Source organism: Pseudomonas sp. PS01298, from assembly GCF_029959745.1.
Taxonomy (GTDB): Bacteria; Pseudomonadota; Gammaproteobacteria; order Pseudomonadales; family Pseudomonadaceae; genus Aquipseudomonas; species Aquipseudomonas aylmerensis.
This window is the reverse complement of record NZ_JASCPP010000019.1, coordinates 21956-35607: the sequence shown is the minus strand read 5'-3', so window position 1 is coordinate 35607 and position 13652 is coordinate 21956. Positions and strand designations below refer to the sequence as shown.

13 protein-coding genes are annotated in these 13652 nt (G+C 65.1%); all 13 read left to right on the top strand.

Annotated elements, in window-relative coordinates; translation table 11 throughout:
• The first annotated feature begins 60 nt into the window (after positions 1 to 60).
• The 13 genes from QMX97_RS09980 to QMX97_RS09920 all read left to right on the top strand — a co-directional run bounded on the left by QMX97_RS09980 (position 61) and on the right by QMX97_RS09920 (position 13610).
• Positions 61 to 966, top strand: coding sequence for a transporter (locus tag QMX97_RS09980; protein ID WP_282396822.1), 906 nt, complete (start codon positions 61 to 63; stop codon positions 964 to 966).
• On the top strand, positions 963 to 1154 hold the full coding sequence (locus QMX97_RS09975; protein ID WP_282396821.1) for a hypothetical protein: 192 nt from the start codon (positions 963 to 965) through the stop codon (positions 1152 to 1154). Before QMX97_RS09980 ends, QMX97_RS09975 begins: the two co-directional genes overlap by 4 nt.
• A 74-nt stretch (positions 1155 to 1228) precedes the next feature.
• On the top strand, positions 1229 to 1978 hold the full coding sequence (locus QMX97_RS09970) for a DUF2092 domain-containing protein (RefSeq protein WP_282396820.1): 750 nt from the start codon (positions 1229 to 1231) through the stop codon (positions 1976 to 1978).
• Positions 1975 to 2490, top strand: coding sequence for a hypothetical protein (locus QMX97_RS09965; protein ID WP_282396819.1), 516 nt, complete (start codon positions 1975 to 1977; stop codon positions 2488 to 2490). The genes QMX97_RS09970 and QMX97_RS09965 overlap by 4 nt, the downstream gene beginning before the upstream one ends.
• A gap of 24 nt (positions 2491 to 2514) precedes the next feature.
• Positions 2515 to 3489 carry a MoxR family ATPase gene (locus tag QMX97_RS09960; protein WP_282396818.1) on the top strand — a complete coding sequence of 325 codons (975 nt, stop codon included), beginning with the start codon at positions 2515 to 2517 and terminating at the stop codon, positions 3487 to 3489.
• Entirely contained in the window at positions 3486 to 4409 is a 924-nt protein-coding gene (locus QMX97_RS09955) for a DUF58 domain-containing protein (RefSeq protein WP_282396817.1), read from the top strand. Before QMX97_RS09960 ends, QMX97_RS09955 begins: the two co-directional genes overlap by 4 nt.
• Positions 4406 to 4861, top strand: coding sequence for a DUF4381 domain-containing protein (locus QMX97_RS09950; protein WP_282396816.1), 456 nt, complete (start codon positions 4406 to 4408; stop codon positions 4859 to 4861). Before QMX97_RS09955 ends, QMX97_RS09950 begins: the two co-directional genes overlap by 4 nt.
• Positions 4848 to 5834: a VWA domain-containing protein gene (locus QMX97_RS09945; protein WP_282396815.1), complete on the top strand. Its 987-nt coding sequence runs from the start codon at positions 4848 to 4850 to the stop codon at positions 5832 to 5834. Before QMX97_RS09950 ends, QMX97_RS09945 begins: the two co-directional genes overlap by 14 nt.
• Positions 5821 to 7287, top strand: a complete 1467-nt coding sequence (locus tag QMX97_RS09940; protein WP_282396814.1) for a VWA domain-containing protein — start codon at positions 5821 to 5823, stop codon at positions 7285 to 7287. Before QMX97_RS09945 ends, QMX97_RS09940 begins: the two co-directional genes overlap by 14 nt.
• Positions 7284 to 8333: a hypothetical protein gene (locus QMX97_RS09935; RefSeq protein ID WP_282396813.1), complete on the top strand. Its 1050-nt coding sequence runs from the start codon at positions 7284 to 7286 to the stop codon at positions 8331 to 8333. Before QMX97_RS09940 ends, QMX97_RS09935 begins: the two co-directional genes overlap by 4 nt.
• Entirely contained in the window at positions 8330 to 9340 is a 1011-nt protein-coding gene (locus QMX97_RS09930; RefSeq protein WP_282396812.1) for an HAD family hydrolase, read from the top strand. The genes QMX97_RS09935 and QMX97_RS09930 overlap by 4 nt, the downstream gene beginning before the upstream one ends.
• A 75-nt stretch (positions 9341 to 9415) precedes the next feature.
• Positions 9416 to 11002 carry an arylsulfatase gene (locus QMX97_RS09925; protein ID WP_262135261.1) on the top strand — a complete coding sequence of 529 codons (1587 nt, stop codon included), beginning with the start codon at positions 9416 to 9418 and terminating at the stop codon, positions 11000 to 11002.
• 115 nt (positions 11003 to 11117) lie between these two features.
• Complete coding sequence (locus tag QMX97_RS09920; RefSeq protein WP_282396811.1) at positions 11118 to 13610, top strand: fused MFS/spermidine synthase; 2493 nt, start codon at positions 11118 to 11120, stop codon at positions 13608 to 13610.
• The last annotated feature ends 42 nt before the right edge of the window (positions 13611 to 13652 follow it).

Genomic DNA, 13652 nt, shown 5'->3' with positions numbered 1-13652 from the left:
TCGCAACAGGGGTAGACCGGGCATGTAGCCCCAGATATCAGGCCGACAAGGAGTAGCGCCATGATTTCACGTGCCCGACTGAGTGCGTTCTGTGCATCGACATTGGCCCTGGTGCCGGGCATGGGATTTGCCGACAACGCCAGGGACTGGCAGAACACGCCCACCGACTTGAACATGGTGTTCGGCTATTACAACCGAGTCGACACCAACACCCCCATCGACACCACGCTGCCGATCACCGGCCTGTCGTTGAATGCCGACCTCTACCTGTTCCGCTACGCGCGCTCGTTCGGCATTGACGGGCGCAACAGTGCCATTCAGTTCATCCAGCCGTACGCGGATGTCTCGGCGTCGTTCGACAATGCGCGCTTCTTCGACGGTACCAAGCACAACGGCGGCATGGGCGACGCCCAGATCGTGTTTGCGCACAACATCTTCGGTGGCCCGGCGCTGACCGCCGAAGAGTTTGCCAGCTGGAAACCCGAGACCTTCCTGACCGGCGCGCTGTGGATCACCGCGCCCACCGGTGACTACGACAAAGACCGCATCATCAACATCGGTTCCAACCGCTGGGTATTCAAGCCGGAACTCGGCTTCGGCACCCCCATCGGCCCGACCTGGCTGGAAATCAACACCTGGGTCTCGCTGTTTGGCGATAACAAGGATTACCACGGCGACAGCAAGCTCGAGCAAAAGCCGCTGTACGCCATCGAAGGCCATTACAGCTACACCTTCAACCGTGCGTTATGGGCCTCGCTGGACGCCACCTACAGCCGGGGTGGCGAAAGCCGCATCGACGGCGACTGGCAGGACAACAAACAGGAAAACGCCCTGCTCGGTGCAAGCCTGGGCTTCATGCTCTCGCCACAGTTTGGCGGCTTGCTGGCCTACTCCGACACCGTGTCCGAGCGCCGTGGCTCGCCGGACGTGAACACCTGGACCTTCCGCCTGCAGTACGTCTGGTGAGAACGTTACGCGACGCCTCACTGTGGGTCGGCCTGCTCGGCAGTTTCAACCTGTCGGCCGCCAACCTGCCCGACTTCGGCAGCTCCATGCCGGCTGTCCCGATTTCGCTGGGTGTCGACTGGAACCGGATCAACCGCCTGCCGGTGAGCGACGTCAGCGCCCCGGTGAATTGCAAGGGGGCGACCTGATCAGCAGTAGCTGGAATTTCCGCGTGTCGTTCATCCCGGTAATTCCCACTTTCATGCTTTGAACGAGGTGCGCCATGTCCCGTTTTCATCGCACACGCATGGTCTTGATCAGCTTGCTGCTGGCCGCCAATGGCGCCTCGGCCGACGAGCTGGAGCCCAAGGCCCTCAGCGCCCTGGAGCAGATGGGCGGCTACTTGCGCAGCCTGCAGCAATTTCGCATCGAGGCTGACAGCCGTACCGACCAAGTGCTGGAAAATGGCCAGGTCATCGAGTTTCGCCATCACACCCGCCTGCTCGCCAAGCGGCCGGACAAGCTGCAGGTGACGGTCGAGAGCGACGGCAAGCGCCGCAGCCTGTTCTACAACGGCAGGCGTTTTACCCTGTTCGATAGCCGCAGCGGTTACTTCGCCAGCCAGGACGCCCCGGCAGACATCAGCGGTTTGCTCGACCAGTTGAGCGAGCGCTACGGCATCGAGTTGCCGCTGGCCGACCTGTTTCGCTGGAACCCCGGCACCGCCAAGGCCGTGGGCCTGCGCAGCGCACTGCTAATCGGGCAGGACAGCCTGGACGGCAAGGCCTGTGACCACTATGCCTTTCGCCAGCCGGATATCGACTGGCAACTGTGGGTGCGCCAGGGCCCGCAACCGCTGCCGTGTCGCCTGGTGATCAGCCGCCGCGACAGCGCCGAACAGCCGCGCCACAGCGTCGACTATCAATGGCAGCTCAGCCCTGCGCTGGCGGCCAGGGATTTTGAATTCATCGCGCCGGCGGGTGCGCGTGCCGTCCCACTGCAGCAGTTGGAGCCGCAGGGAGAACAGCCATGAAGACCACGGCGGCGGTACTCACGGCCAGCCTGGTGTTGACGCTGTTCGACCCGCTGGTGGCCCAGGCCTGGCAATTGCGCGGTGGCGGTGGCGCTCGCACATTTGTGGTGCCGCATCCCGGCGGCGGTGGCTACCGGCCGCCGCCACCGCACCCGATGCCGGCGCCACGGCCGATACCGCCGCATCCGGCGCCGCACCCGCAGCCCCATCCGAATCCAGGGCCGCAACCTCATCCGGGGCCTGGACCGCATCCCTATCCGATGCCGCCCCCGCCCCCTCCGCCACCACCGCCGCACCCGGATGACTGGTATCACCCCTGGGCGGGGGCAGCCGTGGTCGGCGCCACCACCGCGACCATCCTGGCGATCGGCACCCAGGTCAGCAGCGTGCCGCCGGATTGTGTCTCGGTGGTCGCCAACGGCGTGGCCTACCAGCATTGCGGGCCAACCTGGTACCAGCCGCGATACGTCGGCAGTTCCGTGCAATACATCGTGGTCGCCGCTCCCTGGTGACCCACCGTTTCAAGGATGATTGGCATGACAGCGCTCGATGATGTGAAAGCCTTGCAAGCCAGCATGGCGCAAAGTGTGCTCGGCCAGGACCAGGTGATCCGCCAGATCCTGCTGGGCCTGTTGGCCAACGGGCACCTGTTGCTCGAAAGCCTGCCGGGACTGGCCAAGACCCGCACGGTCAAGGCGCTGGCGCGGCACCTGGACGCGAAAATGAGCCGTATCCAGTTCACCCCTGACCTGCTGCCCTCGGACATCACCGGCGCCGAAGTGCTGCACCAGGTCGACGGCCAGAACCAGATCCGCTTCCAGCCCGGCCCCTTGTTCGGCAACCTGATCCTTGCCGACGAGATCAACCGCGCCACGGCCAAGGTCCAGGCGGCGCTGCTGGAGGCCATGGAAGAACGGCAAATCACCGTGGCCGGCGCCAGTCATGTGTTGCCGCAGCTGTTTATCGTGGTCGCCACGCAAAACCCTATCGAGCAGGAAGGCACCTACCCGTTGCCGGAGGCGCAGATGGACCGTTTTGTGATGAAGGTGCTGCTGGACTACCCCAGTGCCGAGAATGAAACCCAGGTCCTGCGCCTGCTGCGTGAGGAAGAACAGGCGGCCACCACCCAGGCCGTGCAGGGCTTTACCTTGGCCCAGGAAGTGATCTTCGCCGCCCGCCACGCCGTCAGCGCGGTGCAGGTGTCCCCCGCTATCGATCGCTACCTGATCGACCTGATCAACGCCACCCGCCATCCCGCCGACTACGATGCCGACCTGGCACGCTGGATCAGCCTCGGCGCCAGTCCGCGCGGTGGCATCGGCCTGGACCGCTGCGCACGGGCCGACGCCTGGTTGCAGGGCCAGGCCTTTGTCACCCCGGCGAATGTGCAGGCGGTGGCGCACCCGGTGCTGCGGCATCGCCTGCAACTGAGCTACGACGCCGTGGCCGATGGCGTCAGCGCCGATCAGGTACTCGACCGCCTGCTGAGCAAAGTGGCGATTCCGGCATGAACGCCGACGGCTTCGTCTACGTCAGCCTGGCGCAATTGATGGCCTTGCAATTCCAGGCGCGCGACCTGAGTTTCGTTTCGCGCCAGCCCCAGGGCAGCATTCTGGCCGGCAACCATGCCTCACGCCTGCGCGGGCGTGGCTTGAATTTCGACGAGCTGCGCCGCTACCAGCCGGGTGACGATTTGCGCCACCTGGACTGGCGCGCGTCCCTGCGCACCGGCAAACCGGTGGTGCGCACCTTCACCGAAGAGCGCGACCGCCCGGCGCTGATCGTGGTGGACCAGCGCATGTCGATGTTTTTCGGTTCGGTGCGCAGCTTCAAGTCGGCGGTCGCCGCCGAGCTGGGCGCGCTGGCGGCGTGGATGGTGTTCAACGCCGGGGACCGGGTCGGCGGCCTGGTGTTCAATGATGCACGCATCGACAGTGTCGCGCCGTTGCGCAGCCGCAAGCGTGTGGAAGCGCTGTGCAGCCGTATCGCCGAGCAGAATCGCGAGTTGAAGGCGAGCAACGCCGATGGCGACGGCGACAGCCAGCTGGACAAGGTCCTGCAACACTGCCTGGCGGTGGCCGGCCACGACCACTTGATCTGCCTGGTCAGTGATTTCGCCGGTGCCGGACCGCGCACCTTGCAACTGCTGCAGCAACTGTCGGCGCATAACGATGTGGTGGCGCTGCAGGTCTACGACCCGCTGGCGCTCAACGTGCCCAGCCGGGGACAATTGGTCGTGACCCAGGGCCAGTTGCAGGTGACGCTGGAGGTGAGCAAGCGCCAGGTGCGCCAACCTTTGGGCGATTTTCTCGGCGGGCGTTTGAAGGCGGTCGCGAGTCTGTTGCGCCGCAGCCAGGTGCCCTTGCTGATGATCAGCACGGCCCTGCCCGCCGTCGATCAATTGCGCAGCGAATTGGGGAGACGCCGGTGAGCACGCCGGTACCGAGCATCGAGCAACTCCAGGAGTTGGGCTTGCCCGCGCCGGTCAGCTATTGGCCGCAGACCTGGGGCTGGGGCGTGCTGCTGGGTGTGGTAGTGCTGGGCGTGCTGATACTGGCCGCGCGCAGGTGGCTGCGTTGGCGACGTGATGCGTACCGGCGCGAAGCCCTGGCACGCCTGAATGCCCTGCAGGATATGCGCGAGCTGCCCGAACTGCTCAAGCGCGTCGCGCTGTCGATGCCACTGCGCGCCGAGGAACGCCAGCGCGTGCCGACCTTGAGCGGCGCCGACTGGCAAGCCTTCCTGCAGCGCCACGCCGGCGCGCCCGTGCCCGCTGACCTCAGCCAGCGCCTGGGTGCACTGGCCTACGGCACAGCGGCGGCGGACGCGCACTTGCTGGCCCAGTGCAAAGCCTGGGTGGAGCATCACCATGTGGCAGCTTGATTACCCCTGGCTGCTGCTGTTGCTGCCATTGCCATGGCTGGCCTACCGCTATTTGCCGCACTACCGTGAAGCCCGCAGCGCCGTGCGCGTGCCGTTTTTCAGTGGCATGACCGAGGCCGTCGGCGCCGTACCGTCCAACAGCGGCGCGCGGCACAATCGCGCCCAACTGCTGCTGAACCTGCTGGTCTGGGCCTTGCTGGTCGTGGCTATCGCCCGCCCGGTGTGGGTGGAAAAACCCATCGAACGCCAGCAACCGGTGCGCGACCTGATGCTCGCCATCGATATTTCCCAGTCCATGGAAACCCAGGACTTCAACGACGCCGACGGACACAAGATCGACCGCCTGGCCGCCGTCAAACAGGTGGTGCATGGCTTTATCCAGCAGCGCAAGGATGACCGCATCGGCCTGATCCTGTTCGGCAGCGGCGCCTATCCCCAGGCGCCATTGACCCTCGATCACACCAGCCTGTCGCTGCTGCTGGACGACAGCGGCATCGGCATGGCCGGGCCGAATACCGCCATCGGCGATGCCATCGGGCTGGGCCTGAAGCTGCTGGACCAGGCCCATGAGCCGCAGAAAGTGCTGATCCTGCTCACCGACGGCAACGACACCAGCAGCGCAATCCCACCCGACCACGCCGCCGAGATGGCCGCCGCCAAGGGCGTGATCATCCATACCATTGCGATTGGCGACCCGCAGGCCAGCGGCGAGGCCAAGGTCGACCTGGGCACGCTGCAAGCGATTGCCTCGGCCACCGGCGGCCGCTATTTCCGCGCCGAGGACCGTGACAGCCTGGCCCAGGTCTACGCCACCCTGGATACGATCACCCCGCATCAGGTCAAGACGCTGAGCCACCAGCCCAAGCGCGATCTGTTCTGGTGGCCGTTGGCGGCGGCGCTGGCGATGTTGGCGGTGTATCACCTGATCGCCGCCGGCTGGCCGCACCGGAGGGTCGCAGATGAATCTCGCTGACTTCCATTTCCTGCGCCCCGCCTGGCTGCTGCTGGCGCTTGTTGGCGTGTTGCTGCCGTTGATCTGGCGGCGCAGCCGCGACTTGCAGCGGCGCCTGCGCGCAAATATCGCGCCCCATCTGTTGCCGCACTTACTGCTGACGCCCACCGATCGCCATCGCCTGCGCCCGGTGCACGTGCTCAGCGCCCTGCTGATGCTCGGCGCCATCGCCGCTGCCGGGCCGACCTGGGAACAGGATCGCCCGGACTTCCTCGAAAACCGCGCACCGCTGATTATCGCCGTCGACCTGTCGCCCTCGATGGACACCGCCGATGTGCCACCGACACGCCTGCGCGCCGCCCAGCACATGCTGCACGACCTGGTGCAGCGGCGCAAAGGCGCACGCACTGCGCTGCTGGTGTACGCCGGCAGCGCCCACCTGGTACTGCCACCCACCGATGACCCGGCATTGCTCGACACCTTCATCCAGGCGTTGGCCACCGACCTGATCAGCCAGCCCGGCAAGAATGTGGCCGCCGTGATCGATCAGGCCAAGCGCTTGCTGGACAACGCTCCCGGCACCCTGCTGCTGATCACCGACGGTGCTGACACCGCGCAATTGCCGAGCCTCAAGCAGCATCTGGCCGACAGCCCGCTGCAAGTGTTGGTGCTGGCCCTGGGTAGCAGCCCCACGCTCAAGGCATTGGCCTCGGCCACCGACGCGCCGCTGGGCAGCCTTACACTCAATGACGATGACCTCGACTGGATCGAACTGCACGCCCAGGCGCACTTTCAGAACGCCGACGAGCAGCAGCGCCTGCTGCAATGGAAAGACGCCGGTTACTGGCTGTGCTGGCCGCTGTTGCTGTTGGCGCTGTTGAGCGTGCGGCGGGGCTGGAGCCTGAACTGGACAGCCGTGTTGCTGTTGGGCGTGTTGCTGCAGCCGACCCAGGCCGAGGCCAATCCGTTCCTCACGCCGGACCAGCAAGGCCGCTGGGCCTTCGAGCACCACCACTACCCCGAGGCGGCGGCGCTGTTTGTCGACCCGTACTGGAAAGGTATCGCCGCCTACAACGCCGCCGACTACGACTTGGCCCAGGCCACCTTCGCGACCCTCGACACCGCGCCGGCCGCCTTCTACCTCGGCAATATCCACGTGCGCCGCTTCAAGTTCGATGACGCCATCATCGCCTATCAACACGCGTTACAGTTGCAGCCGGTGTTTCCCGAGGCCAGCGCCAACCTCGCGCTGGCCATCGCGCTGAAAAAAGACACCGAGAGCGCGGCGAATAACGCGCCCGAGGCCAAGCCCGATGAGGTCAAGTTCGACAAGGCACCCGGCAAAGGCCAGAGCAAGACGATCCAGACCGAGCAAGCCCGTAACGATGCGTTGTGGCTGCAGAACCTGACCACCTCGCCGGCCACGTTTTTGCGGCGAAAATTCAGCCTGCAGGATCAGGAGACGCAGCCATGAAGGGTTATTGCGCCGTGCTGCTGTTGCTTGCGGGACCGTTATGGGCGGCCGAGCCGCAACTGCGGGTGCAAGCCCAGCTGATACCGGGCGCGTCCGTAGTGGTGGGCGAGCAATTGCAAGTCCAGGTCGACGTACTGACCGACACCTGGTTCACCGCCGCCGCGACGTTGCCGCCGCTCAAACTCGACGGCGCACGCGTGCAAGCGCCCGGCGGTGAGGCCGAGCACACCACCCAAGTGATCGACGGCAAGACTTTCTACGGCATGCGCTACGCGTACCGAATCACTCCAAACGTGGCGCAACGTTTCACGGTGCCCGCGTTGACCGTCAGCGCCCAACCCGGCCAGGCCAGCGCGCCCCTGAGTGCGCAGAGTGCGCAGCTGACGTTCGAGGCCACCCAGCCTCCAGGCTTTGCCCCCGGCGAACCCGTGCTGGTTGCCAGCGACCTGCGCCTGAGCCAGACCCTGGCGGCCACCGACCTGCGTGTCGGCGACAGCCTCACGCGTACCCTGACCCTGCAAGCCGACGACACCCCGGCGCTGTCGCTCCCACCCCCCAGTGCTGCAGATGTCAGTGGCCTGCGCCTGTACCCGCAAGCGCCGATCATCAGCAATCTGGATGACGGCCGGGGTGCCATCACCGGCGGCCAGCGTATCGACCGGTTGGTGTACCGCGTGCAACAGGGCGGTCACTTCAGCCTGCCAGCGATCAGCGTGAAATGGTGGGACAGCCGTCACCATCGCCTGCAACTCGCGCAGCTTCCGGCGCTGACCTTCGACGCCCAGGCGGCGAGCGCCTACACGCCGACGTTTTCCGTCGCCGAGGACCTCAAGGCCCTCGGGCAGCACAGCCGCTGGCAACTGTCGCGGCAGTGGATGATTTGGATCGCCGCCGGGGTGCTGTTGGTACTGGCTGGCTACCTGCTACATGGCCTGTGGCCACGTGTTCCACCGCTGTGGCGAACGTTGTGCGCGACATTGCGCTGGGTGTGTCGTCGACTACGCTTGCTTGCACTGAACCCTCGTCACGAAAAGGACTTCCCATGACGTCGCTGCGTTCTGCCCTGCCCCTGCTGCCCCTGCTGCTCCTGCTGAGCCTGCCCGCCCTCGCTGCCGACCCGTTGCCCTCCTGGAACGAAGGCCCGAGCAAACAACAGATCATCGAGTTCGTCCAGGCCGTGACGGTCGAAGGCTCCAAGGACTACGTGAAGCCCGCCGAACGCATCGCCGTGTTCGACAACGACGGCACCCTGTGGACCGAACAGCCGGCGTACTTCGAAGTGCTGTTTGCCTTCGATGAAGTCAAGCGCCTGGCGCCGCAGCATCCGGATTGGAAAACCACCCAGCCGTTCAAGGCTGTGCTTGAGAACGATCACCAGGCCCTGGCCCAGAGCGGCATGGACGGCCTGCTGAAAATCATCGGTGCCACCCACACCGGGGTCAGCACCGAGGCCTTTGTCGCCAATGCCCGGAATTGGTTGAAGCAGGCCCGTCATCCCAAGACCGGCAAGCCGTTCGACCAGATGATCTACCAGCCGATGCTGGAAATGCTCGACTACCTGCGCAGCCAGCAGTTCAAGACCTACATCGTCTCCGGCGGTGACACCGCGTTCATGCGCGCCTTCGCCGAGGAGGTGTATGGCGTGCCGCCGGAACAGGTGATCGGCTCGAATTTTGTCACCCAGTTCCAGCTCAAGGACGGCCAGCCACAGGTCTTGCGCACGGCCAAGCTGGCGCACAACGACGACGGCCCGGGCAAGCCGGAAAGCATCGACTCGATCATCGGCCGCCGGCCGATCCTGGCCTTCGGCAACTCCGACGGCGACCTGCAAATGCTGCAGTGGACCGCCGCAGGTTCGGGCAAGCGCTTTATGGGCCTGGTCCACCACACCGACGCCAAGCGCGAGTGGGCCTATGACCGCAATTCTCAGGTGGGGCGCCTGGACAAGGCCCTGGACCTGGCCAGGACACAGCACTGGACCGTGGTGGACATGGCGAGCGAATGGCGCCGCATCTACCCCTTCGAACCGGCTGTGCAAGTGAAGGTGCAATAAGCAAGACGTAGCGATGGACTGTAAAAAACGTTGGTCGCAGGCAATGCGACTCAAGCCCTAGAAGGAGCAAGTCTTATGACTCGCATACGTAAGTGGCTGCCGAAGCTCGCCCTGGTGGCGGCTTCGGTGCTGGGGGCCTCGGCATCCGCCTGGGCCGCCGACAAGCCGAATATCCTGGTGATATTCGGCGATGATATCGGGCAGACCAACATCAGCGCCTATTCCATGGGCGTGGTGGGCTACAAGACCCCGAATATCGACCGGATCGCCAAAGAAGGCATGCTGTTCACCGACTACTACGCGGAGAACAGCTGCACGGCCGGGCGCTCGTCCTTTATCACTGGCCAGACGCCGTTGCGCACCGGCCTGTCGAAGGTGGGCATCCCGGGCGCGCCAATCGGCCTGCAAAAGCGTGATATCACCATCGCCCAGGCGCTCAAGTCGCTGGGCTACTCCACCGGGCAGTTCGGCAAGAACCACCTCGGTGACCGCGACGAATACCTGCCGACCAACCACGGTTTCGATGAGTTCTTCGGCAACCTGTACCACCTCAATGCCGAAGAAGAACCCGAGCGCCCCTACTGGCCCAAGGACGACGCGGAGTTCGTCAAGGCCAACACCCCGCGCGGGGTGATCCACAGCTTCGCCGACGGCAAGATCGAAGACACCGGTGCCTTGACCACCAAGCGCATGGAAACCATCGACGATGAAACCACCGCGGCGGCCCAGGCATTCATCAAGAAACAGGCCGAAGCCAACAAACCCTTCTTCGTGTGGATGAACACCACGCGCATGCACGTATTCACGCACGTGCGTGACTCGATAAAGGGCCAGAGCGGCATGCCCGGCAACGAGTACGCCGATGGCATGCTCGAACACGATGGCGATGTGGGCAAGCTCCTGCAAACCCTCGACGAGCTGAAAATCGCCGACAACACCATCGTCGTCTACACCACCGACAACGGGCCGAACCAGTTCTCCTGGCCGGACGCGGCGACCACGCCGTTCCGCAACGAGAAAGACTCCAACTGGGAAGGCGCCTACCGGGTGCCAGCGATCATCCGTTGGCCGGGCAAGGTCAAGGCGGGTGAAGTGTCCAACGAAATGGTCTCGGGGCTGGACTGGTTCCCGACCCTGCTGGCCGCCGCCGGTGATGGCGACGTCAAGGACAAGCTGCTCAAGGGCTGGGCGCCGACGGCAGGCGGCACCAACTTCAAAGTGCACCTGGACGGCTACAACCAACTGCCGTACATCACCGGCCAGCAACCCAAGGGCGCGCGTAACGAGTTCTTCTACTTCAACGATGACGGAGCGCTGGTGGCGGTCCGCTTCGACAACTGGAAAGTAGTGTTCGCCGAACAACGCCAGCCGGGTGGTTTCCGCGTCTGGAGCGAGCCCTTCGTGCAATTGCGGGTGCCGAAGATCTTCAACCTGAGGATGGACCCGTATGAACGCGCGGACGTGGTCTCCGACCAGTACTACGACTGGAGCACCAAGAACGTCTACCTCGGTGCGGTCGCGGTGACCAAATCGGCGAAGTTCCTCGAGACGTTCATCGAGTACCCGCCCAGCCAGAAACCGGCCAGCTTCAGCATCGACCAGATACGTGAAGCGGTGGACAAGAAAATCGAGGCGAAGATGAAGGCCGCACCTGCGGGCTAGCGGTAACACTGTGCTCACCGCATGGGGTGGGCACATTCTGTGAATCACTGGAGATCACTGTGGGCACCGGCTTGCGTGCGCCCACAGGTTCCTGCGCTTACCTTGGAATTCGGCAATGACCTCACGCACCGCCAGCAAGCCCATTGATGTGACCTCGTCCGCCGCAATCCTCATTCCCGCCCTCCTCCTGTTTATCTCCGGCAGCGCCGCCCTGGTGTACCAGGTGCTGTGGATCAAGCAGCTGTCGCTGGTGGTCGGCGTGGAGGTGTACGCGATCACCACCGGGATCAGTGCGTTTTTCGCCGGGCTGGCCTTGGGCGGGCTGCTGTTCGGGCGCCTGGCGGACCGCTCTGCACGGCCGCTGTTGTTGTATGCCGGGATTGAATTACTGGTCGCGGTCTTTGGCGTCGGCGCGACGCTGGCCCTGGGCATGGCGGCTGAACCGTTCGCCTGGCTGGAGCAGCGCATCGGCCTGCTGGCTTGGGCGCTGCCGTTCCTGCTGGTTGGTTTGCCAGCACTGCTGATGGGCGGCACGCTGCCGGTACTGGTGCGTTCGCTGAACATCGACGCCAAGGGCCTGGGCCAGGCCGGTGGGCGCCTGTATGCGGCGAATACCGCGGGCGCGATTGCCGGGACCTTGCTGAGCGCGTTTGTGCTGATCGCGCAATTCGGTGTGCGCGGCAGTGCACTGGCGGCGGCGCTGCTTAACCTGGTGGCAGCGCTGGGGGCGCTGCTGTCGGTGCGTCACCCGGTGGCGGCGCGGGTGCCGCCGGCCCATCGCGTGCAGCCGGCGCGGCTGGCACTGGTGTTGTACGCCATCGCCGGGGGCGTGGCGTTGGGGTATGAAGTGGTGTGGTCGCAGTCCATCGTGCAGTTCATGAGCACCCGTACCTACGCGTTTGCCGTGGTGCTGGCCACCTACCTTGGCGGGCTGTTTATCGGCAGCCAGTTGATGGCCCATCGGGTGCAGCGCCTGCGCGATCCCTGGGGTGTCTTTGGCCTGCTGATTGCCGGCGCGGGGCTGGTGGCGCTGCTGGAAATCGCCTTGCTCGGGCGTTGGCTGGTGCTGCTGCAAACCCAGGCCGAGGCGTTGGTGTTGAGCCTGGGCGGCAGTGAGTTGCCCGGGATGAGCGCGCGTTTTGCCGTGGCGGCGTTGTGCATCGTGTTTGTGCCTACGCTGTTGCTCGGTGCGGCGTTCCCCGTGGCCTTGCGCCTGAGTGTCGGCAACCAGCAGGTCGGGCGCGATGTCGGCGCGGTGGTGGCCTTCAACACCCTCGGCGGGATTGTCGGGGTGATGCTGTGCGGCTTTGTGCTGATTCCCTGGTTGGGGCTGGTGCGCACCCTCGGCCTGTTGGCCGTGGTCGCCTGCATGGTGGGTTACTTGGCCGTACGCCGTGGCCATGGCGTGAAAAAAGGCCGGCGCCAGGCCGTGGTCGCAGTGGCGCTGGTGTCGCTGGCGGTGGCGTTGCTGACGCCGGTGGACCGGCTCGCCAAGCTGCTGCCCGGCGCGCGCAATGCCAGCGTGGCGTTTTACCAGGAAGGACGTGGCGCGACGGTCGCGGTGGTCACCCAGGGCCAGGGCGCGCGGAGCTTCCAGCGCCTGTATATCCAGGGCGTGTCGAATACCGGTGACGCCATGCCGTCGCTGCGCTACATGCGCATCCAGGCATTGTTGCCGTTGTTGATTCATAACGCCGAGCCCAAATCGGCGCTGGTAATCGGCTTCGGTACCGGTATCACCGCCGGTGCGCTGTTGCGCTATCCGGGCCTGGAGCAGCGTGTGGTTGCCGAGTTGTTGCCGGGCGTGGTGCAAGCCGCGCCGCTGTTCAAGGGCAACTACAACGCCGCGAGTGACCCGGGCGTGGAGGTGCGCCTGCGCGACGGTCGCCAGGAACTGCTGCGCAACCCGCAAACCTATGACCTGATCACCCTGGAGCCGCCGCCGCCCTCCGCCGCCGGCGTGGTCAACCTGTATTCCCAGGACTTCTACCAACTGGCGGCCACGCGCCTGGGCAATCAGGGCCTGCTGGCGCAATGGCTGCCGTTGCCGACGCAGAATATCGACGATTCCCGTGCCTTGGTGCGCAGTTTCCTCAACGTATTCCCGTACGCCTCGCTGTGGACCAGTGAATTCCACGAGATGTTGCTGGTGGGCTCCCGCGACCCCATCGAACTGGATGCCGAACGCATTCGCCAACGGTTTGCGCAACCCGGCGTCAGCAGCGCGCTGGCGGACGTCGGTATCGATTCGGCGGCCACGCTGCTGGCCACCTGGGTCACCGACCGCCAGGGTCTTGAGCGCTTTGCCGCCGATGCATTGCCGGTCACCGACGACCAGCCGCGCATCGAATACGCGCCATGGGTGCGCAGCAAGGAGATCACGCGGGTGCTGCCGGCGTTGCTCGACCTGCGGGTGCCGGCGCCGCTGGTCAACGCCGATGCAGCCTTCACCCGCACCGTGGCCGCCGAGCAGCAACGCCTGCTGCAGTTCTACCGCGCGAGCCTGCATGCCTACGACGGCGACCGCGATGCCTGGGGCCGGGATATTCGCGATGTATTGCAGCAAGACAGCGCCAACCCCTACTACCGCTGGTTTATCACCCCGTAAAACAGGTAATGTGCGCGCGATTGTTTAGGGAGTTGCACCGCA